General features: G+C 43.6%; 17 protein-coding genes. 9 read left to right on the forward strand and 8 right to left on the reverse strand.

Going from position 1 to position 23,969, the window contains the following annotated elements; translation table 11 throughout:
• Window positions 1-426: 426 nt before the first annotated feature.
• The 4 genes from ABKW31_RS21075 to ABKW31_RS21090 are packed head-to-tail and all read right to left on the reverse strand — an operon-like array spanning window position 427 to window position 4,685.
• A complete protein-coding gene (locus ABKW31_RS21075; RefSeq protein ID WP_348618613.1) occupies window positions 427-1,206 on the reverse strand; it encodes a hypothetical protein in 780 nt (259 codons plus the stop codon).
• A complete protein-coding gene (locus ABKW31_RS21080; RefSeq protein WP_348618615.1) occupies window positions 1,194-2,297 on the reverse strand; it encodes a dipeptide epimerase in 1,104 nt (367 codons plus the stop codon). The genes ABKW31_RS21075 and ABKW31_RS21080 overlap by 13 nt, the downstream gene beginning before the upstream one ends.
• Before the next feature lie 6 nt (window positions 2,298-2,303).
• Window positions 2,304-3,740 carry an SH3 domain-containing protein gene (locus tag ABKW31_RS21085; protein ID WP_348618617.1) on the reverse strand — a complete coding sequence of 479 codons (1,437 nt, stop codon included), beginning with the start codon at window positions 3,738-3,740 and terminating at the stop codon, window positions 2,304-2,306.
• A 57-nt stretch (window positions 3,741-3,797) separates the two neighbouring features.
• Window positions 3,798-4,685: a BadF/BadG/BcrA/BcrD ATPase family protein gene (locus tag ABKW31_RS21090; RefSeq protein ID WP_348618619.1), complete on the reverse strand. Its 888-nt coding sequence runs from the start codon at window positions 4,683-4,685 to the stop codon at window positions 3,798-3,800.
• 300 nt (window positions 4,686-4,985) lie between these two features.
• Here ABKW31_RS21090 and ABKW31_RS21095 point away from each other — a divergent pair, with 300 nt between their 5' ends.
• From ABKW31_RS21095 to ABKW31_RS21115, 5 genes are all read left to right on the forward strand, one after another.
• Window positions 4,986-6,323, forward strand: a complete 1,338-nt coding sequence (locus tag ABKW31_RS21095) for a hypothetical protein (RefSeq protein ID WP_348618620.1) — start codon at window positions 4,986-4,988, stop codon at window positions 6,321-6,323.
• Window positions 6,324-6,335: 12 nt separating this feature from the next.
• On the forward strand, window positions 6,336-7,496 hold the full coding sequence (locus ABKW31_RS21100) for a DUF819 family protein (protein ID WP_348618622.1): 1,161 nt from the start codon (window positions 6,336-6,338) through the stop codon (window positions 7,494-7,496).
• Window positions 7,497-7,580: 84 nt separating this feature from the next.
• Window positions 7,581-8,360, forward strand: coding sequence for a hydratase (locus tag ABKW31_RS21105; RefSeq protein WP_348618624.1), 780 nt, complete (start codon window positions 7,581-7,583; stop codon window positions 8,358-8,360).
• 130 nt (window positions 8,361-8,490) lie between these two features.
• Window positions 8,491-9,012: a hypothetical protein gene (locus tag ABKW31_RS21110; RefSeq protein WP_348618625.1), complete on the forward strand. Its 522-nt coding sequence runs from the start codon at window positions 8,491-8,493 to the stop codon at window positions 9,010-9,012.
• A gap of 109 nt (window positions 9,013-9,121) precedes the next feature.
• Entirely contained in the window at window positions 9,122-9,997 is an 876-nt protein-coding gene (locus ABKW31_RS21115) for a DMT family transporter (protein WP_348618627.1), read from the forward strand.
• Between the two features lie 21 nt (window positions 9,998-10,018).
• Here ABKW31_RS21115 and ABKW31_RS21120 read toward each other — a convergent pair whose 3' ends face one another.
• Window positions 10,019-11,581, reverse strand: coding sequence for a serine hydrolase (locus tag ABKW31_RS21120; RefSeq protein ID WP_348618628.1), 1,563 nt, complete (start codon window positions 11,579-11,581; stop codon window positions 10,019-10,021).
• Between the two features lie 9 nt (window positions 11,582-11,590).
• On the reverse strand, window positions 11,591-14,083 hold the full coding sequence (gene pbp4b / locus ABKW31_RS21125; RefSeq protein WP_348618629.1) for a penicillin binding protein PBP4B: 2,493 nt from the start codon (window positions 14,081-14,083) through the stop codon (window positions 11,591-11,593).
• A 465-nt stretch (window positions 14,084-14,548) separates the two neighbouring features.
• On the opposite strand from pbp4b, the gene ABKW31_RS21130 reads away from it, so the two are divergent.
• The 4 genes from ABKW31_RS21130 (at window position 14,549) to ABKW31_RS21145 (ending at window position 21,800) form a co-directional block, all read left to right on the forward strand.
• Window positions 14,549-17,530: a TonB-dependent receptor gene (locus tag ABKW31_RS21130; protein WP_348618630.1), complete on the forward strand. Its 2,982-nt coding sequence runs from the start codon at window positions 14,549-14,551 to the stop codon at window positions 17,528-17,530.
• A 107-nt stretch (window positions 17,531-17,637) separates the two neighbouring features.
• Complete coding sequence (locus tag ABKW31_RS21135) at window positions 17,638-19,506, forward strand: glycoside hydrolase family 3 protein (protein WP_348618649.1); 1,869 nt, start codon at window positions 17,638-17,640, stop codon at window positions 19,504-19,506.
• A gap of 75 nt (window positions 19,507-19,581) precedes the next feature.
• Window positions 19,582-20,724: a DUF5009 domain-containing protein gene (locus ABKW31_RS21140; protein ID WP_348618631.1), complete on the forward strand. Its 1,143-nt coding sequence runs from the start codon at window positions 19,582-19,584 to the stop codon at window positions 20,722-20,724.
• Between the two features lie 227 nt (window positions 20,725-20,951).
• Window positions 20,952-21,800 carry an SIS domain-containing protein gene (locus ABKW31_RS21145; RefSeq protein WP_348618633.1) on the forward strand — a complete coding sequence of 283 codons (849 nt, stop codon included), beginning with the start codon at window positions 20,952-20,954 and terminating at the stop codon, window positions 21,798-21,800.
• Here ABKW31_RS21145 and ABKW31_RS21150 read toward each other — a convergent pair.
• Together ABKW31_RS21150 and murQ are read right to left on the reverse strand one after the other, a co-directional pair.
• A complete protein-coding gene (locus ABKW31_RS21150; RefSeq protein WP_348618634.1) occupies window positions 21,797-22,996 on the reverse strand; it encodes a DUF1343 domain-containing protein in 1,200 nt (399 codons plus the stop codon). The genes ABKW31_RS21145 and ABKW31_RS21150 overlap by 4 nt on opposite strands.
• A 3-nt stretch (window positions 22,997-22,999) precedes the next feature.
• Window positions 23,000-23,923: an N-acetylmuramic acid 6-phosphate etherase gene (gene murQ / locus ABKW31_RS21155; protein ID WP_348618636.1), complete on the reverse strand. Its 924-nt coding sequence runs from the start codon at window positions 23,921-23,923 to the stop codon at window positions 23,000-23,002.
• Between the last annotated feature and the right edge of the window lie 46 nt (window positions 23,924-23,969).

Raw genomic sequence — 23,969 nt, forward strand, 5'->3', positions numbered from 1 at the left:
TATAAGCAAGCATCTAACTTAGTTTAATTAAAACAACGATTGACAGTATTGAGGGAGTCCATATAAGGACACAGAGTTCACGGAGGGAAAACAAAGCAGTTAGTCAGTTGTAGGAGCTGCTTTAGCTGCGAACATTAAGTGTATAGATTTAGTATGCCACAATAATACGAGCAAAAATCAAAACAAAAGCGATCTCACCACAGAGGGCACAGAGTTCACGGAGGTTTCTGTTGTAGGAGCTGCTTTAGCTGCGAACATTAAGTGTATAGATTTAGTATGCCACAATAATACGAGCAAAAATCAAAAAAAAGCAATCTCACCACAGAGGGCACAGAGTTCACGGAGGTAAAACAAAGCAGTTAGTCTGTTGTAGGAGCAGCCGGTGACCGGCATTGCTCAGCTGCGAATAGCAGAATACATGGCCTGCTATTTAATGACGGGCAGGCCCCATGCTTGTTGTTTGGCTAGATACTGTGCGCGTGGTAGGGCAACATAGCGTGGGCTCTTTTTGGGATCTAACCAAGCTAATAATCTGTCCATATTGGGTTCGGCCATTGCTGTGCATCCTGCTGTGGGTACCCCGGGGCCAAACCAAAGGTGTAAAAAGATACAACTGCCTTGGTCGCTAATATTGGCAACGTTGTGGTCTAGTATGATGCCTTTTTTATAAATATCTTGATTGTTGTTGTGTATATCTCGGCGCATAGGCTCGCTTGAGTCTTTGGTCGCCTCTTTGCCAACTATGGTTTCATCAACGATTTGGTTGTACAAAGGTGAACCATTTACGTCGATGCAGTAGTTACTAGCTGTCATCGGATTATAGGGCATGGTGGTGTCAAGTTGATCTAAATAACCAAAGGTTTGGCTTAAATCAAACACACCGGCCGTCGCTTTACCGTCGCCTTCTTGTTTGTAATAGCCTTTTTGGGCTGAATGTAAACCCAATCCCCAAGCCAGTCCGGTACGACCAATATTAACCGGAAAGGCCGTATCGACTTCTTGCCAATTACCATTTTGCCATTCGAACTTTTGCAAAGTGGCAGTGGTGGCTTCCCAATTGTCGGCAATCACGACAACCACTTGTTTGGTATCGACTCTTTGCAATAAAGGTAAGTCGTTTTTTGATATTTGCGCACAAGCTGCGAGTAGGGTCATCAATATAACTATGCTTAGTTTGACAGTGTTGTGTTTGCTTAAAAAGGCCATGTTAGCTCCTGTAAACCGGTGATTCCTTCAATGCCCAGTCCTGGACCTTGACCGAGATGAATGTGTGAGTGTTCAAAACTAACACCGCCGACCACCGGGTCATATTGACCTAATGTCGGTCCGTCTAAATCTATCAGACTGATACTTGATGCTTTGGCGCTAGCCAAGTGCGCTGCCGCAGCTACACTTATACTGCCTTCAAGCATGCAGCCAATCATACAAGGTATGTTATGCAGTTCAGCTAAATCAGCAATTTTAATGGCTTGACTCAAGCCAGCACTTTTCATTAATTTGATATTGATGATATCGGCAGCACCGGTGCGAATGAGTTCAACAACCTGTAGCGGTGAAAAAGCACTTTCATCGGCCATTATCGGCGTAGTAATACGCTGACTGATGTAGCGCAAGCCCTCAATATCCTTGCTTTTAACCGGTTGCTCAATTAGCTCTAATTCAACGCCCATATGCTCTAGTTTTTGCAGGGCATAAACGGTTTCTTTGGCGCTCCATCCTTGATTGACATCGAGCCTTAAACTAGCCCGTTTGTTTATTTCTTGATAGATGGCCCACACACGGGCTATGTCATTTTCAATGTCGGTACCAATCTTAATTTTGAGTATGTCAAAACCCTGACTCAGGGCTAAATTAGCATCAGCCAACATTTTATCTACATGGTCAACGCTGATGGTGACATCTGTGCGCAAATGTGGATTACCGCCGCCAAGTAATTTGTACAAAGGGGCATTAAAGTGCTTAGCCCAAAGATCGTAAATAGCAATTTCAAGCGCTGCTTTAGCACTGTTATTAGCCACCATAGCATGTTGGATGGTATGGCAAATGACATTAAGATCTTCAATATGCCTACCTATGATCTGTGGGCCAATAATTTTATCAATTGCATAAAACACTGAGCCGTGGGTATCACCAGTTATTACTGGAGTCGCTGGCGCGGCACCATAACCCAATATGCCACTATCAGTCTCAATAATAACCACTAAATCACTAATGTTCTGCACCGTACGTAAGGCCGTTTTAAAAGGTGTTTTTAATGGCACTTCCATTTTAGCAAAGCGAATTGCGGTAATTTTCATGCTTACTTATTGTCCTACTGTACTGTTGTGTGTGATGCGTTTGATATTATAGATTTTATCGAGATAAGTGGTTTCTTTATTGAGCTGCAACTTGATTAAAGGCGTTACTGATACGGCGTTAAGCACACCAGTGTAATAATTGCCATCAGGCGTCCAATACGCCAGTCCTTTCACATCATGGATCACGAAAGGTTGATTATTTTCTTCACCTAAATACAGCATAACGTGGCCCGGAATATAGATGAGATCACCTACTTGCAATTGTTCGATCACAGCCAGTTTACTGCTGATCTCAGACTTATCATCAAAACGATGATTTATGCCATATTCGCCCGCTCCTTGTTGACCTGAATTACGTGGCATAAAGATGCCAAAGGTTTTATATATTTCACCAACAAAACCGGTGCAATCGCGACCATTATAGTCGTGACCCCAACCATAGCGTTCACCCAAAAATTTAAACGCTTGGGCAATAAGGTTGTGCGAGGTGTAAGCGAGGTAACCTACATTGACATCTTGGGTACGGCCAATTAAAGCAGTCTTGACGCTCAGGCTGCCGTCATCATTACGCACAGGTAAGGCAACTTCATAGCTGGTGGCCGTGCTTTGGCCATATAGCTCTGGCTGTTGTTGGGCCTCACTCAACAAAGGCAGTTTTACTCCCATATCCAACTGTAGTTGCGAAACCCTCGGCTCTGAGGGCACATAAGAAGTGAATACCTTCGAGCCGGTGATCAGCAAAAAGTCTTGATGCTCAACAAATTCTTGAATTTGCTGTTTACTACCAATAGCGATAGCGTCTTGCTGCACCCAAGCGAGGTAGTTGTAGTTTTGCACCAAATACCAACGCTGGTCGGCGCTTTGATGCAGCACCGCCACTGCCTCACCAGGGAAGACAGCAGATTCCTGAAAGCGATCTAAATCTAAGTCCATTTGCTCGTTGAATACCCGATCTAAGGTAGGAAATGTGCGTAAAGCTGAACGTCTAACCACCAAACCAAACTGTACTTCATTGATATTTTTAAGGGCGTCTCTGTTTGTATTATCGAGATAAGTTTGAAAGTGTTGAGGATTTACTGGGGTACCGTCGGCATAAAAGCGTGCGCTACTTGGCACACTGCTAATACTGGCTATTTTGTTGTCCAAAGTGATTTTGTCTAGAACAGATTGGGTTTCTAAGGGGTGAACCATATGCTCACTGTTGGCAAAAAGGTGCTGATTAAAAGCTTTTATTTGGCTGGTTTTCATCCGCTTGTCCTCATCGCTCACCGGTTTGGCTTGCCAATATTGTGCGTTGAGTTGTTGGGGGCTTACATCAGGTATATTGCTGGCGCTGTGGGCGAGCGCACTACATAAGGCAAGTGAGTATAGTACTAGCCACAGTTGCAACACTCGTTGCTGCCAGCGACTGGCTTTAAACTTGAAAAGAGCTAAATTAAACATAGTAGTTACTCATCTTTAACTGGGTCGATGCGGTTTGAGGCGAGCGCGCAAATAAAACTAACATGCCAAGCGCAGTTCAGATTGCATCAGTTGCATGGCTCCCCATTCTGGCCCCGCGAGCGCTTTGACGATACGCTCGCGCACCAAGCTACTTAACCACGGTTCAAGCGAGGGTGCTAAGCCCCCCATAAGTACTAAAGACAGCGTAGTATCTTGTAAAGTGCGGCGGCAAAGTTTGTCTAAGTAGGCTACACCTTCTTCTATTAGTGCTATAGCAATCTTATCACCTTGCTTTGCCAAGGCGATAATGCCTGGCGCTAATGCCGCAAATTGGCTTGGACTGGCGCTGATCATACTTTGTAATAGGTCAGTACTACTATTCACCCCTAGGGTGGTCATTATGTGTGTATTGAGTGGACTAAAGCCAATAAGACCATCTAGTGCTTCTAAGGTTATAGCTACTGCTTTTCGGCCAAACCATGCACCACTGCCTTTGTCACCTAAGACAAAACCATGTCCACCAAATTGGCTTAACTGTCCTTGTTGCATGCGTGCAGCAGATGATCCAGTACCCACGATTAATAAGGCGCCATCATTCCCTGCATGGGCTCCATAACAAGCCGTGGTTAAATCGCTGGCGACCTTAAAACTGGCAAAAGGATGCTTCCAGCTCAGCAATTTGGCGTTGACATTGGGTACACAAGCTCCTGCCAAGCCCGCACCAACATGTATACGCGATAGTGATTCTAAACCCAGTTGAGTGTGTTTTAAAGCCAGCTCAATAGAGCTGACAATTGAGTGTAATGTAAGGGGTAAATCTCTGGCTGCATTGGCGGCGCCAGCGATACCTTGAGCAACAAACTCACCTTTATGATTAAACAGAATGGCACTGCATTTAGAGCCACCGCCGTCAATACCTGCATAAAGTGTTAAGTTGTTATCCATTATATCGCCTTGAACAATATTGTATTCCAAACAAAAGCCTAACATAGGAATATTTATTTCAACAAGCTAATCCTGATGGGATTGAAAAATAGTTATATCACTGTTCTGCTCTTTCTACCGACTAAATTGAGTTTAAAGCAGTGATTTGTCAGTTAAACAGTAAAGCTATTTGGCTTGTATGTGAGTTACCAGCGCGGGTGAAATATGTAAATTTCTAGTTAAATATTGACTCAGCCCAAAGTTAATTGTCTACTAATAAATTATTCCAATATTTTTTTAAACTATGAATATGGAGAGCTTATGAGCAAAACTATGGTCATACGACTTGCCTTGTTACTCAGTGTTATTGCCACTAACATTCAAGCACAACAAGCCAGCCCAACACTTGAACCTGCTGTACCACAGCAAGTTGTCGACTTTTATGCTGAAGTGATGAATGCGCCACCTTTTCAAGCTGCGGATATGCGTTCTCGTCAAATCGGTGGCGTTTTGCCATTAGCATCGTCCACAAGCTCTTATTTAAGTTCAGCGCAGGTTGATTACTTTCGAGCTGGCTGGGAGCAACGAATTGCCAAAGATGGGCAGTTTTTTACAGCACCTAAGGCGCTCGGGCGAATTCTGGTAATTGATTATAAAGCTGAGTCTATTTCACCTAACGCGACTTTGAGCTATCGATATTTAGCTAACCAAGACAGTGAAAATGAGCTTTACGAGCCGTGGAGCTCGTCAAAGATATTTGCTTTTACTGCTGCGGTGGCAAAGGTTCGACAATTAAGTGCGGGCGAATTTGGTGGACAAAGTTTAGCGGGGAATATTCCTATCGCAGATTTAATTACTAGCATCCACAGTTATGAACCTTTTGGTCTAGCTGATGGTGATTCTAATGCTATTGCTACCTATTTTATGAACGTAGCAGGGCGTGATCACCTTACCGCTTTATTTCACGATCAGTGGTTATTGTTAAGTAACCCCAGTATTCGATTTCGTGGCGCATATGCCAATAAAGTATTCGAACCTATTGATAGTCAGTGGCACCAAGGTGACAAGCTTTTTCGAGTAGATTATATAGCACAAAGTATTGATGACTTGGGTTATCAAAGTTATCGCTGTGAACATTGTGGCTTAACGGGTAATAAACCCATGACTACCCTAGCGCAAGCAGAATGGCTTAAACGTTTGGCTGTGCATGAACGCGACCCGGTCACCCGCCTACCATATTTGCAAAGTGAAGATGTGCAGGTATTGTTTTTTGGTAAGGGCCATTCGGATATCAAGCATGTTGATGGTGGCATGCTGCAAGGTATTAGTACTATGTTGCATCATGCCATTGCCACCGCTATCGCAGGAGAACTGCCATCCGATCCTAAAAAAGTATTAGATGAGGCCACCCAAGGCCAATGGCGTATTTGGCAAAAAATCGGTTGGGGTCCCAGTGAAACACGCGGCGCCGGTGAAAACGTGGTGTTGGCTCATGTCAGTTTGCCTCATTTTCAAGGCGGCCTCGAGTTTACGCTAGCGGCGCAATCAGCAGAACCTGGTGATGGCGACATTTATGTCAATTATGCAGGTATAAAAATGCAATCCTTATTGACCCAAAGTATGCTTGAGCTATTTGCTGCCAACCAAGTTGTAAAGTAGGAGAACCGCAGGTTGATTACTACCTCATTTATTTATGTTACCGCCTTGTTAGTCATCGCCGCGATGCTCAAGGTATTAGAAAATACTACCCGTTGGCGCTTGTTTGAATATTTACCGGCCATTGTGTCGCTGTATTTTGTAGTGATGTTGTGTTCTACATTTGGGGTTTGGGAAAAAACCGAAGAAATTAATAACGCTTACAAAATGCTGCGTAACAACCTGTTACCGGCAATGATTTTTTTGATGTTGCTTGATGCCGATTTGCGTCAAATTAAACAGTTGGGTGGCAGAATGTTGTTAGCCTTTTTTATTGCGGCTGTCAGCATTGGTATCGCTTTTGTTGTAGCCTTTGCCCTGTTTCAAAGTTACTTGCAACCGGAGGCGTGGAAGACTTTGGCGGCTTTGAGTGGCAGTTGGATGGGCGGCACTGGCAACATGGTGGCCGTGCAGTTGGCCTTAGATGTGCCCGATGCCAGCATGGGTTATACCTTATTGATTGATTCAATCGACTACGCCATGTGGGTTATGTTTTTATTGGCCCTAGTGCCCCACGCCAAACGCTTTAATCGCTGGGTAAAAGCGGATAGCCAAATACTTGAAAAAATTGGTGCCAATATCGAACTCGAAGATGAGCAACGTCCGGTTAATGTCGGTGGTCTATTAATTTTACTAGCCAGTGCTCTACTGATGTCAGCCTTGGCGCAAAGTGCGGCACTTAATTTGCCCACTTCAAGCTATTTCACTCCCACGGCTTGGACGGTATTAATTGTAACCTTGGCTGGTGTAATTGGGGCCTTAACACCCTTGGGTAAAATTGCCGGTGCCAGTCAGTTATCGATGTTGATGTTATATCTGATTATTGCTCTGATTGCCTCACGAGCCAATTTTGCTGAACTTACGCAAGCGCCAATTTATATCATTTTAGGTTTGGTTATTTTAGCGATACATGCACTGATCATGGTGCTTATGGCGAAATGGCTCAAACTGGATTTATTCACTTGTGGGGTCGCATCACTAGCGAATATTGGTGGTGTGGCCTCTGCACCTATCCTGGCAGCATCCTATTCAAAAGCTTTGATCCCAGTGGGTGTTTTAATGGCTATGCTCGGCTATATCATTGGTACTGGCGGGGGCTTGTTAGTCGGTAAAATGTTATCATTTATCGCCAGCTAAAATATTAGCTTAGTGTAGTAGTGACTTACGCTTTTGTTGTGGCACACTGCAGTACTAGTCTTTGTGCTGCTTTTAAGGAACAACATGCACAGCGTAACTCCTACTGAAAAGGCCGCGTCGCTTTTAATATCAAGACGTTTGAAGGGGCAAAAAGGTGATCTATTGCCTGCTGATTGTCGACCTAATGACAATCAAAGTGCTTTTTCAATTCAACAGGCTGTGAGCCGCTTATGGTTCGAGCAACTGGGCGATACTGTGGGAGCTTGGAAGTGTTTGCAGCCCATAGACGGCAAATGGGTGGTGGCGCCTATTTTTACCAGCACCATTAATACCGTTCCACCTACTGCTGTTTGGCCTGACAATGACGTAGCACGCATCGAACCTGAGCTCGTGTTTTATTTTGCACAGGGTCTACCTGCGCGCGATGAGGCATATTCGACAGATGAAATCGATGCTGCTATTGGTCGCACACACATGGCCTTGGAATTAATTTATTTTAATTATGCTCAAACTGATTTGTGCACCCATTTTGATAAACTCGCCGATGGTTTGGTTAATCAAGGCTTGTTTGTGGGTCCTCAAGTTGCTACCGATTTGGCTAGAGCGGCAAGTCACATAGATATCACCCTGAGTTATGCTGAAAATATTCAACACTTTGCCGGTAAACACCCCAATATTATGCCACGAGCACCTTTGTATTGGCTGGTAGAGTTTTTACGTCAGCAGGGTATTGATATTGAAGCTGGTCAGGCGGCAATTACCGGCTCTTATGCCGGTTTGATCGATGTGCCACTGAATACTGACATTTCGATAAAATATGCAGGTTTAGGTGAAATGGATGTGCATTTTAAAGTACGAAGATGAAAGGGGAAGATAGCTATGAGCCGCGTGCTGCGGGTTTCGAGCGACGAGTGTGGCTCCCCGAGCAACAGCAACAGAAAACTAACTTTTACTCCAGTGCGTGCAACGCATTCAATGAACTAGGGGATTATTTATGAAAAATTTTATTGTGGCCGTATGCTTAACTTTGGGCTTGATGGGGTGTTCAAGCTATGAGCTTCCCGGTGAACTGACCATTGGCGATGCCATGGTACAAGTATCTGGGCAAAGTCTTGCAGGCGAGAAAGTGTCTATTCCTGATGATTTTAGGGGTAACAAGACCTTATTGTTGTTTGGTTACAAACAGGATACTCAGTTTGATATCGACCGCTGGTTAATCGGTTTAGATATGACTCAAACGGTGGTTAATGCCTACGAAATTCCTACTATTCAAGGCATGTTCCCCCGTATGTTTAGTACTTTTATTGATAGCGGTATGCGCTCAGGTATTCCCAAAGAACTGTGGAAAGGAGTTATTACGGTGTATGAAGATGGTGAAAAAGTGCAACAGTTCACCGGTAATCAAAAACCCAATAACGCCAGAGTGATGCTGTTGGATGAGCAAGGCAAAATTATTTATTTCTACGATCGAGGTTTTTCGGTCGAGGCGCTCAATGACGTGCGTGCACTATTGTAGGTGAGACTTAAAATGCCATAGCTGCTTTAGCTATTAGATTAAATAAAACACTCAATCTTGGTTTAACGTTTCGGGCTACACTAGCGCCACTTTAGCAGTGGGGCCCGTCATGACGTGGATTTTCTTAACTTTGTTTGCGGTGTTTATGCAAGCTTGGCGCAATGCCTTTCAAAGCCAATTGGCGAAAGAAGTAAAAACACTGGGAGTGACCCTCGCTCGTTTTATCTGGGCTGGACCGATTGCCGCCTTATATTTGTGGTTATTATATGCCATAGAGCCTACTGAAATCCCCACCTTTACCGCCCGCTATTACTGGTATGTTGTCGGTGCTGCGAGTGCACAAATTCTGGCAACTAGCTTGATGGTTAAATTGTTTAAAATGAATAATTTTGCGGTTGGTGCAGGTTTGGCAAAAAGTGAAGCCTTAGTGGCGGCCGTATTAGCTACCGTATTTTTTGGCACTACCTTGTCTTTATTAGGTTGGCTAGGGGTTTTAATTGGTGGGTTTGCCGTGTTTATGTTGAGTGCAGCAAAAGGGTATCGCTCTTTATCTATAGCTACTGTTGTCATGGGTCTGGCCTGCGGTACTGCCTTTGCCCTGACGGCATTATGGGTTAGAGAGGCCAGTCTACTATTAGATTTACCCTTTCCCTACAGAGCAGCATGGGTGCTATTGATGATCATTAGCTTGCAGACCCTGGTATTATTAATATTTTTGATATTGGTTGACCCCAGTACCTTGAAGGCCTTATGGCTGCATCCCAAATTAACTCTGTTAATTAGTATCAGCAGTTGTCTAGGCTCAATTAGTTTGTTTAGCGCCATGTCTATTCAAAATGTGCCCTATGTTAAAACGCTGGGGCAGGTTGAAATATTTTTTACCATATTGATTTCCACCTATTGGTTAAAACAAAAAGTAAAAATTAAAGATGCCTTTGGTTTTGTACTAATTGCTATAGCCGCTTTACTGGTTATTTGGGGCTAAGCTATTTTAAGCACATAAGACTTAGGGGTTTTTAACCTTCGTAAAATCTAAATCCTGAAAGTCATAACTAAAATCAATGTTGCTCGATTCAGGGGCGATGCTCATGCCGCTAACCTCGCCTGTGCTGTCACGTTTAAAGCTGATAATGGCGTCAGCTTCTAAGCTGCGGTCATGCCAGCGGATCAATAGCGAATCTTTACCAACTTCAAACAAGCTACCGATCAATTTCTCGACACGTATTGAGTGGACTTGCAGTGCACCATCCTCTTGATTTTCTATAATAAAACGCCCTAACCACGGATCATCATAAACCCCGATGTAGTCTTTGTTACCTTTGGTTTTTATACTGGCAAGCTGGAATTGAGAGCCTCCTTTTGTGCTGACTGTTTGCTGGTCAACTGGACGCGGTTTAGGGCTGAATTGTGCTAACCAATCCGTTTGTGTATCGCCTAAATAGGGTTTCATTACGCTATACATCAGAGCACTTCGTGCCGCACTAGACTGCTGATTAGTCAGTACCACAAAACCTAAATCTAATTCTGGAAACAAACTCACAAAAGAATACATACCGGCTAAACTGCCGGTGTGATGCACTTGCAAGGTGCCGTCCATGTCATTCACCCGCCAGCCCAACGCATAAGCACTAAAATGACTGTTATCGCGTCTTTTACTAGCAGTCGATAAGGGCATGATGGTTTGGGCTTGCCACATCATCTTGTGTTGCTGGGCACTGAACAAACGTTGAGTGTCATCGATTTTTCCCTGACTAAGCTGTACTTTTACCCAGCGCAGCATGTCGTTTAAGCTACACTGAATGCCGCCAGCTGGGCCAGATACGCTGGGCTTAGTCGAATCGATACTGCGAATAATGGTTTGTAATTGGCCATTGACGATGCCATGTGGCGTAGCGACGTTTTGCTGCTTGGCTTGACTGACTTTACCGGCAAAACAGTTAGTCATGCCGAGGGTGTGCATAATGCGTTGTTCAACAAAGTTCTCCCAACTTTGACCGGTGACCGCAGGGATGATTTCTCCGGCTACAATGTAGAGTAAGTTGTCGTAAGCATAGTCAGCACGAAACTCACCCGTAGGCTTAAGGTAGCGTAGATTGTGCAGCACTTCTTGGCGACTAAAACTAGAGGGCTCTGGCCACAGCATTAAATCACCAGCACCAAGGCCTAAGCCACTGCGATGAGTGAGTAAATCAATCAGGTTAAAGTGCTGACTCACCCAAGGGTCATACAATTTAAAATCACTTAAGTAGGACTGAACCTTACCGTTCCAATTTATCTTGCCCTCGTCAACTAAGATGGCTAAAGCGGCAGAAGTAAACGCTTTAGTATTAGAGGCAATTTTAAAAATACTGTCGGCATCGACGGGATCGTCTTTACCGAGTGTTTTGACGCCAAAACCTTGTGCTGCTATTACTTGACCGTTTTTAATGATGCCAATCGCCGCACCGGGTACTTGAAAGTGCTGCATGATGTCATGCACTTTTTGCTGATTAAATTCCTGTGCTCGAATAGACAGGTTGATGCTAACCAAAGTGATTAAAAGTAAAAAAGATCGGCTAAACTTTGGCATTACATCCTCCTATGGGGTTTCGAGCAAGGCTTCATAAACCAAACTAATAATGCTGCCGTATTTACCTGTTTCAAATAGCTTGCCCTTAAATTCAGGGCCCTTGCCATCTTCGCGCTCAACAATTTCAGTGTGGCGAGCGTTGGTGAGCAGAATAATAGCTAAATCATAGGCAGGGTCAATCACAGTCACAGTGCCTGTCCAGCCGGTATGCCCATAAGCATAGGGGCTTGCGTAGGGGCCAAAGTGCCATTTACTTTGTCCCTGATCAGCGCGGCGCCAGCCTAAACCAAAACTACTATCACCCTCTTCTGGTTTAGTAAATTTGTCTAATACTGCACGATCGAATACTTTTATCCGTCCGTATCCACCGCCGTTCAGCAGGGTTTGAGCAAGTATCGCTAGGTCGTCCACGTCAGAAAACAAACCCGCATGTCCAGCAACACCTGCAAAGGAATGAAAGGCTTTTTCATCGTGCACTTCACCTTGCAATACGTAAGTACGTACGTTGTCGAAATCGACGGTGCCCCCGCGGGTATTACCTTGAATTTCAGTGGCAGCAAATTGTTGCTTAGAAAAGCCTTTTTGCAAGGGGTTAAACAGGGTATTGGATAAATTTAGAGCATGATAAATCTCTTGCTCAAGGTAACGGTCAAGTGACATATGGCTTATGCGTTCCACCAATAAACCTAACAACATGTAATCTGTATCGCTATAGACAGCCTTAGTTTGACGGCCTATTTCGAAGGGCACACGACTGAGTAACAAATGTTCGGTTTGCTTTTTATTTTGGGAAAAAAAGCGCGGGCCTAGTTCATTATCCTTAGTGAAAAAACGCACTTGTGGTGAATAACCTGCGGTATGGGTTAATAAGTCGCGCACTAAACGGCTTTCTCGGCCTTGGCCTTGATACTCAGGTAAATATTCACTGAGGGGGCGGGTGACATCAATCTTGCCTTCAGACACGAGTTTCATTAAAGCAAAGTTGGTGGCGAACATTTTAGTATTGGAGGCTAAATCAAAAAGCTGATTAGCTTGCATTTTCACGGACTGGTCTAAGGGTAGGCCGCCATCAGCATATTTCCGAGCATAGCCATAAGCGCTGCGCTTAATAATTTTTCCATCTTTTACCACTAACAGCACTGCGCCAGGAAAACCTGCTGCAACATCACTATTGATCAATTCATCTACTTTTGAAAATCGCCTTTGATTTTGGGCAGTAGAATCGAGCAAGGTGGGATAAGGGATCATCACCCTGATGCTGCTGCCTTCGGGCAAGACGTTTTCTATCTTTAAGGTATTTTCACCTTCTTTGGTGCGACGGGCGAGGCTATACTCATAGCGTTGGTAAGGTTGCAATGCGTTTTCGATATTGAGCTTTTGGCCATTGATGTAGATATCGGCACTTTGGGCATCAACATTGTCCAAAATAATCTGTCCTTCGCCTTGGTAAGCTTTGAATATAGTGCGATCATTTACCCATTCTCGGGTACTGCGCTCTATATTGGGAAAAGACTCATCTACCTGATAAAACCCCATAGTAGTGGCTGCCTTGATGGGCTGTTGTTCTGCTGCATAACGCAGTAATAGCCCTTCTATTTGTTCAGGGAAATACTTTTCGATTAAGGCAAACAAGGTTGCCGCGGTTTTACTGTCAAGTTGGCCACTAACCGACCAAGGCAAAAAATGCATTTGGAAAGCCGACAAAGTATCAAAAGTGGCGCCGTCCGCTATACCTGTTTCGATGATGCCATAGCCATAACGGTTTAATGCATGTTGCATTAGGCCAATGCTCAAGGGTGCTTGATTAAATAGCTGCCAATATTTTTGTAAGGTGTCGTTATCATACCAAGCCCCGATACCAGCCTGATAAAGTTGGTACCACGGAAAACGTGGGCCAGGATCATTCTTACGGGTGGGAGCAATATCAGAGTGACCAACGACAGCGGTAGGTAATATATCAGGATTACGTTTTAGGATGTCTTTTGCTAAGGCAATCAGCAATTCTATTTGTTTGGGATCGTAATCGGGGAATATGCACAAGCGATCTGGCGCATTTTCGCGTTTGGGGCCATCTAACGTTGCGCTATCTCGCATACAATGGGGCACATTGACAATCTCAATGCCGATGCTTTGATCATTTAAGTCTTCACGACCTTGCCAATAACTGTTGCCTGCATGCCACGCTCTGCCTGATTCTTCTACTAGTTGTATGACTTTCAAGGCACCGTCTTTATAACTTGGGTCATTGCGTTCTGGTATCAGGTAGTGTGAGCTCAAACCGCCTTCATCGACCAGTGCTGTAACGGACTTTTGATAGTCAATAGCGGTGTAATGCATAACCAAAAACTTGATTCGTTGACTATAGTTCTTTGATTGCATATACGAGAGTGGCAAGTTTGAACAACTAACCAATAGCAAAAGTAGGCCCAAAAGTCCTAGAGTTTTGCTACCTTGTCGCCTATTGACTAAGCTAGATAAAGAAAAACGAGTACGCAGTCGCATGGTAAACCCTAGTTAAAGAATAAATAATTATAAAAAATAATAAGCTTGTGAATAAATATTCTACACCCAATTTTTGCTTGATTGTAACTGATTATTAGAATTTATCGCGCTTTTTGCTTGCTATCAAACTCTATAGTGGCGCTGAGCTCACCGTGTTAATGGAATTATGTATTCACTTATTCTTAGAACCTATGAATGTATAATTTATTACTACTAATTATTATAAATGGAAAATATTATTCTTGACGTCTATGGTTATTGTTTGTTAAATGAAGTTGCTCCTACTTAAAGCGAGTGTCAGTAAAGTTAAGGCGGAACGAAATTAGTAGGTATACCGCTAGGAATATAATTAAAAAGATACCAGGTGGAACACATGTCAACACAGCACGTACATTTTATGGAAAGGCGCTTACATCAGGCTCTCAGAAAAACATTAAGCTTTCATACCTTACTATGGGGAACATTATGAAATATTCTTTACGATCTTTTTCACTGTTTGCATTGCTTCTGTTAGGAATGAACGCATATGCTGCGCAGGTAGGTGAAATTATAGGTAAAATCACAGGACCAGATGGCTTACCACTTGAAGGTGTATCAATCGAGGCGAAAGGTGATGTATTGCCTAAAGCACGAAAAACAACATCCAATTCCGATGGTAGCTACCGACTACAACTTTTACCCCCGGGTAATTACGAGATAACGTTTAGTTCACCTAATAGTGAATCACAAACTGTCAACACTGCTGTACTACTTGAGCAAAGAAAGACACTTGACTTTCAACTAGGTTCTAGCAATGCAGAAAAAATAGTTGTTTATGGTCAAGCATTAACAACTTCGACAAATTCATCACTGGGTAATTCCCTTAATTCCGACGCCTTAGATGTGCTGCCGACCGCTGTCGAATACAGCTCGTTACTTCGTTTAATACCTGGTGTTCAAGTGACCTCTGACAGCGTACGTGGTCCGAGTGCGGGTGCAAGTGGCCAGGATAACGGCTACAAAATGGATGGCGCGAACCTTTCTACTCCTTTGTTTGGTGTTTTAGCCTCGTCTCCATCAACCCACGACATTGCACACGTTTCTGTCGAGCGCGGCGGTGCAAGGGCCGTCGGCTTTAATCGAAATGCTGGCGTAACCTTGAATACTGAAAGTAAATCAGGAACCGATGAATTTAAGGGCAATATCACTTATCGTCTGCAAAAAGGTTCTTTGCAAGCAGATGACGAAGACGGTCTAAGTACAGAGGATGATATCGGCTATATCACTGTGGGTCTAGGTGGGCCACTAATTGAAGATCAGCTCTATTTTTATGGTTCTTACTACACCCGTGACGACGCAAAAGAAAGTGGCACCAACGCTCGTGGTACTCTGCCTGATATTACCAATGAGCGGGAAGAATACTTCGGTAAGTTTACATGGACGCCAATTGATGATGTTTTGATTAATGCTAGTTACCGTAGTTCTGAAGTGACCACTACTAACCAAGAAATCGGCATTAATGATCAAGCGTCTACGGCATTGGACGGCGTTGACGAATTTAAAGTATTGATAATTGACGGTTCTTGGATCATTAATGATTCTACTACGTTTAACATGTCTTATGCAGACACAAAACAATCGGCTGGTTCGTTCCCAATTACTAATCTAGGTTTTAGAGGCCAGTCCGGTGGTTCGTTGAGCCTTGCGGATTTAGCGTCACAGGGTTTCTTTAGCGTCCCAGACCTTGAAATCAGAACGGGTGCTGATGCTAGCGAACAAGCCCTAATTGATGCCTACAATGCTGGCGCAGCCCCCCTTATTGCAGCTTATGGTATCAATGGTGAAGCACTTGGTGGTGTAGGTGCGGCTTCGACTATCAACGATAACGCTTATTTGGGTGAAACCATTGAAATGTCGCTAAATCACGTTATGGACCTTGGCGATACGACACATGAATTTCATTTTGGTATTCAGCAAGAAAAAGGATCTGAAGAGCTGTTTCGTGTATCTAATGGCTGGGGATCAGTTGAGTATTGGGGCGGCTTGGACTTTGACGATGGCGGTATTGTGGCGCCCGATGGCGACCCCATTCCAGTGGGTACAGCTTATCGAGCAACGGTGCAAACCCGTGGCTTCGATGCAGGCGGCTTAACGGGCCCGCTCGTTTCAGCATCTAAATCTATAAACATTGCAGTAAACGACACCATTTATTGGGACGATTTTACCTTTGATGTAGGCTTTTTGCTGAGCCAAGATGAGATTATTGGTCAAGGATTACGTCGTGCTAACACTAGCTCAGGCTATGAAGAAGCACGTGGTGAGTCTTACGTGATGAAAAAAGTTGGCTTCAGTGAAACTTTCCAACCGCGCCTAACGGCAACTTGGGACTATAGCGCAGACGCTTCAGCATTTGTAAGCTTTGCAAGGTACAATCCATCAGTAAGTTCTCTTGCTCGCGCAGCCTCTTGGGATCGTAATACAGGTGGCAGTACTACAAGAGTTTACTTTGATGAAAGCGGTAATTTCCTAAATTCTCAAACCAATGTGTCTTCAACAGGAAAGCTCTTTGCAGCCGGCCTAAATCCAAGAACGGTACAAGAGTTTATTGTCGGTCACCAAATGGCGTGGGAAGACAATTGGACTATTCGTAACCACCTTCGCTATCGTCGCACTTGGAACTATTGGGAAGATACCAACAACAACTCTCGTGTAGTATATGATTGTGCAAGCTATCAAGGTCGTGTTGCGGGTTTTGCTGATTTGTTTCCTGACTTGGTAGCCGCTGCAGATAATTGTGAGTTTGACTCGCCAGAACCTAAAGAACTGTATATGCCGGTTAACAACCTGATTGGCGAAGGTTCATATGTCATTGCTCAGCTAGCTGGGGCTTATACAAAGTATGCAGAAGCAAGCATGGAAGTCGACTACAAGTCTGAAAACTTCTTTTCGACTTCGTCACTAGTTTGGAGTCACTATTACGGTAATTTTGACCAAGATGGTTCGACTCGTTTCAGCAACGACCAAGCTACCTTCATTGGTTCTTCGAACATTGCAGACAGTTGGTACGGACAGTTGTGGGGTAGCTTCACTGACGGTAATTTGCGAGCAAATCGTACTTGGCAATTCAAAAGTTACGGTGCTTACGAGTTTTCGTGGGATGCAACGCTTGGTTATCTAGCATACTGGCAATCTGGTCACACTTGGGCACAGCAATCATCGAGTACCTTCTATTTAGAGCCCCGTGGTAGCCGCGAAACCCCAAGCCATTGGCAGTTGGATTTGAACTATACTCAGAATATTGGTATTTCTGATGGATACGCTTTTCAACTTCGTGTAGATGTATTTAATGTGTTTGATAAACAAACAGGTTATAACCCTCAACCACTCTATAGTAGCTCGGCGTTGGGTGAATACCGTAGTCATGAAAATCCACGTCGTGTTCAACTGACTGCAGCACTTACCTTCTAAAGGCTAGAAGCTAGTAAATTTGGCCCCGTAATGTGAGTACTTTGCGGGGCTTTTTATTAGGTGGATGAAAAATAAGTTAGTTTAGGTTTTAAACGATGATTTTGGGGATGATAGTGTTTTTAAAGAACAAGGTTTTGGGTATATTGGTATTGTTAACAATCGTCTCATGTGCGGTTAAACCTCCAGCAGATCCGCAATTGCGTCTGCTTGTTGCACAAAAATTAATGCTGGATTTACGTTATTTTTGTGCTGACCAAGCAGTTGAGCAAAGATGTCGCAAACCCCTTACTGAACTGCCAGAAGAATTAAGTCAGATGATCAGTGATTCAGGTATTGGTGGTGTAGTATTGTTTGCTGACAACTTGCAAAACACCGAGCAAATGTTGCGCTTGAATTATGCGCTACAACAAGCCGCACAAAGAGGGGGGCACTCGCCTTTGTTTATTGCTATCGATCAAGAAGGTGGGCGGGTAGTCCGTATCCCGCAAAACCTAGCGACATCGTTTGCGGGTAATATGGCCATTGGTGCCACTTATGCCCAACATGGCGACTATTTTGCCCGACTAAGCGGTGAAATAATTGCAAAAGAGCTTCTATCTTTAGGTTTTAACCTGAATTTTGCTCCAACGGTTGATGTAAATGTTAACCCGCTTAACCCCGTGATTAATGTGCGCTCTTACGGTGAAGATGCGCAAATCGTCGCAGAACTAGGCAGCGCACAAATGGCTGCTATGCAAGGTCAAGGGATGATGGCGACCTTGAAGCATTTCCCTGGACACGGTGATACCAGTGTTGATAGCCATACCGGTTTGCCTAGGGTTGAGCATGGCATGCAACAAATTGAAAACTCTGATTTGTTGCCCTTTCAATATGCTATCGATCACGATGCTCCAGCGATGATCATGACGGCGCATATTCAATACCCGCAGCTAGATAATACCGAATTTACCACCAAAGAGGGCGACACCATTATTTTGCCTGCGACCATGTCACGCAAAATATTGACAGAGTTGTTGCGTAACAAAATGGGTTTTAAAGGTGTTATTGTGACGGATGCCCTCGATATGGCAGGCATTGCCCACTACTTTGATCAAAGTGAAGCGGTGATTCAAACGTTTAGTGCAGGGGCTGATATTGCTTTAATGCCTATTACAATCCGCAGTCCCGACGATATTGAGAATGTTGAAAAGTTAATTGATGAGGTGGTAAAAGCAGTACATAAGGGTCGTTTAAATAGACAAGAGTTACTTGAGTCGGCGCAGCGAATTGAACACTCAAAAAGTCAGTATCATCTTGCAAAGACCTTTTCGTTACCATTGGAACAGGCGATTGCACAAGCGCAAAATACCCTCGGCATAAAACAGCATCGCCAAGTGGAACAAGCACTCGCCGATAGTGCTATCGTACAAATCAAAAATAATGGTGTACTGCCTATTGGCAACAAAGTAAAAAATATTCATTTAAGTATGCCTGATAACACTAAGTGCATGGCCCTGACGTTCGCACTTAAAACACGATTTCCCACTGTGCATATTAGCTGCAGTAGTTTGGCTAACAGTACGACGGTCGCCAACCGTGATTTAATTGAACAAGCAGATGTATTGATTGCAGCAGATATCTCACCAGATCAAAGTTTAGCAGAGTTAGGTGGCATGGATGATATTCAATCTTGGCGCGAACGAGCGCCCAAAGAGTTGCAAATAACCCAACAATTGAGCCTCTTACAAGCAGCCAAAGCCAAAGGTAAAACCACGATTTTTATCAGCTTGCGTACCCCCTACAATGCAAGGTTATTTGCTGATTATGCAGACCTTATCTTGGCAAGCTTTGCCTATAATTTGAATAAAACGGAGTATATGGACGATTATGGACGATTAATCACCCAGTATGAGGGGGCTATCTATAATGCCCTAGCTGATGTGATTACGGGGCAAAAAGTGGCAACCGGTAGCTTGCCGGTTTCAGTCGATTTATAAGACTACACTGTAATGTTAGTCCGAGTATTGGTATCCCATTGTCAACGGATTTTGCACCAGCAGCAGGAGAATCGAATGCTGGCCTTAGATATCTTTCGTGGCATCACCATTACCGCTATGATTCTGGTCAATAACCCCGGTAGTTGGCAGTATATCTATCCGCCTATGCGGCATGCTGAGTGGCATGGTTGGACGTTAACTGACCTTATTTTTCCCTTTTTTATCTTTATAGTTGGTGTATCGATTCAGCTCTCGGGTGAGCGTGTATTAGCTAGTGGCATGAGTCGTTCACTGATACTAAAACACGCTTTGCTGCGAACAGTTAAACTTTTTTTACTCGGTTGGTTTTTAGCCTTGTTTTATTATGATTTTGGCGCAGAGCACTACAACTGGTTTGCACAGCGATTCATGAACATGCGTTTTATGGGCGTACTGCAGCGTATAGCTTTGGTCTATTTAGTCTGTGTTTTATTGTGGTTGTTTCTTTCAAAACGCGTACTATTGCTGAGTTTTGTTGGTGTATTACTGCTGTATTGGTTAGCACTAACAAATATTCCTTACCATGACAGTATGGGCAATGAATATCGTGGTCTACTTGAGTTTGGCAATAATGTTAGCGCATGGCTCGATTCATGGCTATTTGGTGCCCCCCATCTTTATTATTCAGCCGCATCGCCCTTTGCTTTTGATCCAGAAGGCATACTCTCTACCCTGCCTGCTGTTGCTACTGGCATTTCTGGCGTGCTGGTAGGTAAACTACTCACTCAAACTTCGTTAAATAAGCGTGATATGACCATGTTACTTGTTGTGCTAGGTGGTATCGGTGTATTGCTGGGTGAGTTGTGGAGCATTTATTTGCCTATCAATAAAGCGCTATGGACTTCAAGTTATGTGCTGTTATCGAGCGGGTATGCGTGTCTAATGTTAGCGGGCTTGACTTTTATTCTGCCCAATAAAAAAGCCATGTTGTGCAGTGCACCTTTTCTGGTTTTTGGTGCTAATAGTATCGCCTTTTTTATGTTTGCCGGTGTGCTTGGGCGTTTAATGATTATGTGGCCGGTGGGTGATATATCAATTAAAGCCTGGTTGTTTGAACATATTTTTCGTTCCTGGTTTGGGGCTTTAAATGGCTCTTTGATGTTTGCTCTAAGTTTTTTAGTCTTGTCTTATGTGTGTATGCACTGGCTTTATAGAAAACAACTATTTTGGAAAGTATAAATCTGAGTAAATTATTACTCTTTGTTTGCTGTGAATAAATATAAATTTACAGCTAACTAAAAAATTCCAAAAAGATAGCATAATGGAAATAGTATTGTTTCTAACTATGCTAAGTGATGGTGTAAGTTGGCCTAAAAAGCCCATTGCAGTTTATTTTCATTTATTAATCAAGCTCCCTTGGGTTACACTTGGCTTTAGTTGTTTACCAAAATATTTTATGAGTTTTAATGTCTACATTTACTAAAATTAAAGCCTTAAGGGGCTCTTTATCGAGTAGCGAGTTGAAGCTAGCTAAATTTGCCTTAGATTCATCGAATGCCATTCGCGAACTGTCGTCGCAAGAACTGGCTAATGTGGTGGGTGTCAGTCAATCGAGCGTGGTCAAGTTTGCCCAGAAACTCGGTTACAAAGGCTATCCTGCTTTTAAACTAGGGATTATTGATGCGGTTAATACCGTGCCGACCAATAGTACTTTGCATGGCAAAATAACGATTAATGACAGTTTTAGTCAAATGTCAGACAAATTATTGAGCAGTAAAGTGTCGGTGTTGAATGAAACCCAAAAATTGAATGATGAAAAAGCGTTTTTAGCGGCAGTAGCTTTATTAAAGTCGGCTAAACGTATTTTGATTTGTGGTTTGGGTGGTTCGGCTTTGGTGGGTAAAGATTTTTCATATAAATTACAAAAACTCGGTATTCTGGCTATAGAAGAGCCCGATGCTCACGCCCAACTGGCTTTTGCGGCGACCTTGTCTGACAATGATTTAGTCTTTGCAATTAGTGAATCTGGCAGTACCAAAGAGATTGTCAATGTAGTAAGCCAAGCCAAAAAAAATCAGTGTAAAGTTATTTCTATTACCCGTTATGGAAGTAATCTGATTTCAGATATGGCTGACGTAAAGCTATATTCTATCGCGGATGAAGAGTCTGCGCGTTTATCGTCAATATTGGCACGTACTGCGCAAGAGTTTATTATTGATATCCTGTTTATTGCGATCACCCAATCGTCCCGTCAAGGTCGTCAAACCTTAGAAAAAACCAATGCTGTAGTCGCTGAGTTTAGACGAATGTCTTAATAGTCTGGATAGAGTAAATAAGGTCGGCGCAGCTGTTTAAAGGCCTGTAAGTCAGTGTGCCATGACGCTGTTATTTGTTCTGCACTTTGCCCTTGTTCGATAGCTAAACGCAGTTTGTCGGTGCCGGCCAATTTATCCATAAAATCTGCCCGTTCAAAAAAACCATAACCGGCATGTTTGAATTGTTGGTAAACCTGAATAAATACAGTTAAGTCCAGACCTTCAATGCTACTTTGGCGTAAGTCTGTACCAAATAAGACTTGGTTTTCAAGTTTCGGATGCGCAGCACTACCCGGTTTAGATACGGGGGTAAATTCAAAATCACCCATTGAAATAATGTCATGACCTATTACTTGAAAAGGAAAATCAGTACCTCGGCCAATACTGACAGGGGTAGCTTCAAAAAAGCATAGTGAAGGGTATAGCTGAATAGCTTGGCTATTGGGTAAATTAGGACTGGGCGCCACTGGCAGTGAATAAGGTAGCTCGCGACGGTAATTGTTATTAGCAATGGTGATGAGCTCTAAGGAAGCAGCCTTATTTATCCATCCTTCGCCCTTAATCATCAGGGCTAATTCGGCCAAGGTCATACCGTGGAGCACGGGTATGGGGTGCATGCCAACGAAGGAGCGAAATTTGGGTGCTAGTATCGGACCATCGACAAATTTTCCGTTGGGATTGGGTCGATCGAAAACGATAAACTGTGTGTCAGATTCGGCTGCAGCTTCCATCATGTAATGCATCGAGCTGATAAAAGTATAGAACCTGACCCCCACATCTTGAATGTCGAAAATGACCACATCCACCTCATCCATTACAGATTTCTCTGGCTTTTTGTTGTTACCATAGATAGAGGTAATGGCAATGCCTGTAATCGGGTCGATAGTATTTAGGACATGAGCACCGGCATCATGATCGCCTCTAAAACCATGCTCAGGAGCAAAAATGCGTACCACATTGATTTGTTGTGACAGCAAATAATCAAGTAAATGCTGATTATTGACTCGCGATGATTGGTTAACCACCAAGGCGACTTTTTTGTTTTGCAGCAGGGGCAAATATAACTCTCCCTGCTGAGCTCCTACTTGTATGGTTCCATTAACTTGCTTAACTTTTGGGGCCTGAAGACTGGTGCACGCGGTCACGAAAAAAATACAAGTAAATAATGCGGCTTTTAGCGAACAGGGCAAAGTCATGGTTTATTTCGTTTGGCTCTGGACCGCTTTGCGTAAAAAGCCGTGATGCTGCTGTAATAGTTCGCTTGCGTAATTTGGGCTGGTGCCAGTCAATATCATTAAAATGGCTAATTTGGCTTCATTATCGGCTTCTTTTAAAGCCAGTGTCGCGGTTTCTTCATCACAATCAGTGGCTTGCATGACAATTAATAAGGCTCTTGCATAAAGTTTGGCATTGCTGGCACTGACGTCAACCATTAGGTTTTGGTAGGTTTTGCCAATCCTTATCATGCTGGCTGTACTTAACATATTTAAGATCAGCTTTTGCGCTGTACCCGATTTCATGCGAGTTGAGCCGGTTAAAACCTCAGGTCCTACCGCGGCACAAATTTCAATATCTGCTTGTTTGGCAATCGCCGAGTTAGGATTGCAACTGACTGATACTGACTTAGCGCCAACGACTCTGGCGTACCTAAGCGCAGAAATAACATAAGGTGTGCGTCCACTGGCGGCGATCCCTACTACCACGTCATTAGCATTTAAGTTTATCGCGCTCAAATCGGTAACCGCGGCTTCTTGATTGTCTTCAGCGCCCTCTACTGCCCGTTTAATGGCTCTTTCTCCGCCAGCAATGATGCCCACTACCATGTCTTCAGTGACACTAAAGGTTGGCATGCATTCAACAGCATCAAGAATACCTAAACGACCGCTGGTACCGGCACCAATATAGATCAACCTGCCTTTATTTTGGAAGGCTTCGACTATGCAGTCGACGGCTTGGGTGATATTGGGTAGAGCGGGTTTGATTGCTAGTGCGACCTTCTGATCTTCTTCATTAATTAAGTTCAGGATTGCAGCAGTTGACAACAAATCAATATCTAACGTGCTGCTGTTGCGTGTCTCTGACAAAATTGAATGGAGCTCGTTTAAAAGAGGGTTTCGGGTCATGTTAATATTCACGTTTCTTTTTGATTAATGTACAGAAGCATTTTTG

Origin of the sequence: Paraglaciecola sp. 25GB23A (assembly GCF_040012495.1) — a bacterium.
GTDB lineage: Bacteria > Pseudomonadota > Gammaproteobacteria > Enterobacterales > Alteromonadaceae > Paraglaciecola.

Coding starts and splice junctions, on each gene's coding strand:
- ABKW31_RS21075 (WP_348618613.1), bottom strand. CDS start 1,206: ATGGCCTTTTTAAGCAAACACAACACTGTCAAACTAAGCATAGTTATA.
- ABKW31_RS21080 (WP_348618615.1), bottom strand. CDS start 2,297: ATGAAAATTACCGCAATTCGCTTTGCTAAAATGGAAGTGCCATTAAAA.
- ABKW31_RS21085 (WP_348618617.1), bottom strand. CDS start 3,740: ATGTTTAATTTAGCTCTTTTCAAGTTTAAAGCCAGTCGCTGGCAGCAA.
- ABKW31_RS21090 (WP_348618619.1), bottom strand. CDS start 4,685: ATGGATAACAACTTAACACTTTATGCAGGTATTGACGGCGGTGGCTCT.
- ABKW31_RS21095 (WP_348618620.1), top strand. CDS start 4,986: ATGAGCAAAACTATGGTCATACGACTTGCCTTGTTACTCAGTGTTATT.
- ABKW31_RS21105 (WP_348618624.1), top strand. CDS start 7,581: ATGCACAGCGTAACTCCTACTGAAAAGGCCGCGTCGCTTTTAATATCA.
- ABKW31_RS21110 (WP_348618625.1), top strand. CDS start 8,491: ATGAAAAATTTTATTGTGGCCGTATGCTTAACTTTGGGCTTGATGGGG.
- ABKW31_RS21115 (WP_348618627.1), top strand. CDS start 9,122: ATGACGTGGATTTTCTTAACTTTGTTTGCGGTGTTTATGCAAGCTTGG.
- ABKW31_RS21120 (WP_348618628.1), bottom strand. CDS start 11,581: ATGCCAAAGTTTAGCCGATCTTTTTTACTTTTAATCACTTTGGTTAGC.
- pbp4b (WP_348618629.1), bottom strand. CDS start 14,083: ATGCGACTGCGTACTCGTTTTTCTTTATCTAGCTTAGTCAATAGGCGA.
- ABKW31_RS21130 (WP_348618630.1), top strand. CDS start 14,549: ATGAAATATTCTTTACGATCTTTTTCACTGTTTGCATTGCTTCTGTTA.
- ABKW31_RS21135 (WP_348618649.1), top strand. CDS start 17,638: ATGATAGTGTTTTTAAAGAACAAGGTTTTGGGTATATTGGTATTGTTA.
- ABKW31_RS21140 (WP_348618631.1), top strand. CDS start 19,582: ATGCTGGCCTTAGATATCTTTCGTGGCATCACCATTACCGCTATGATT.
- ABKW31_RS21145 (WP_348618633.1), top strand. CDS start 20,952: ATGTCTACATTTACTAAAATTAAAGCCTTAAGGGGCTCTTTATCGAGT.
- ABKW31_RS21150 (WP_348618634.1), bottom strand. CDS start 22,996: ATGACTTTGCCCTGTTCGCTAAAAGCCGCATTATTTACTTGTATTTTT.
- murQ (WP_348618636.1), bottom strand. CDS start 23,923: ATGACCCGAAACCCTCTTTTAAACGAGCTCCATTCAATTTTGTCAGAG.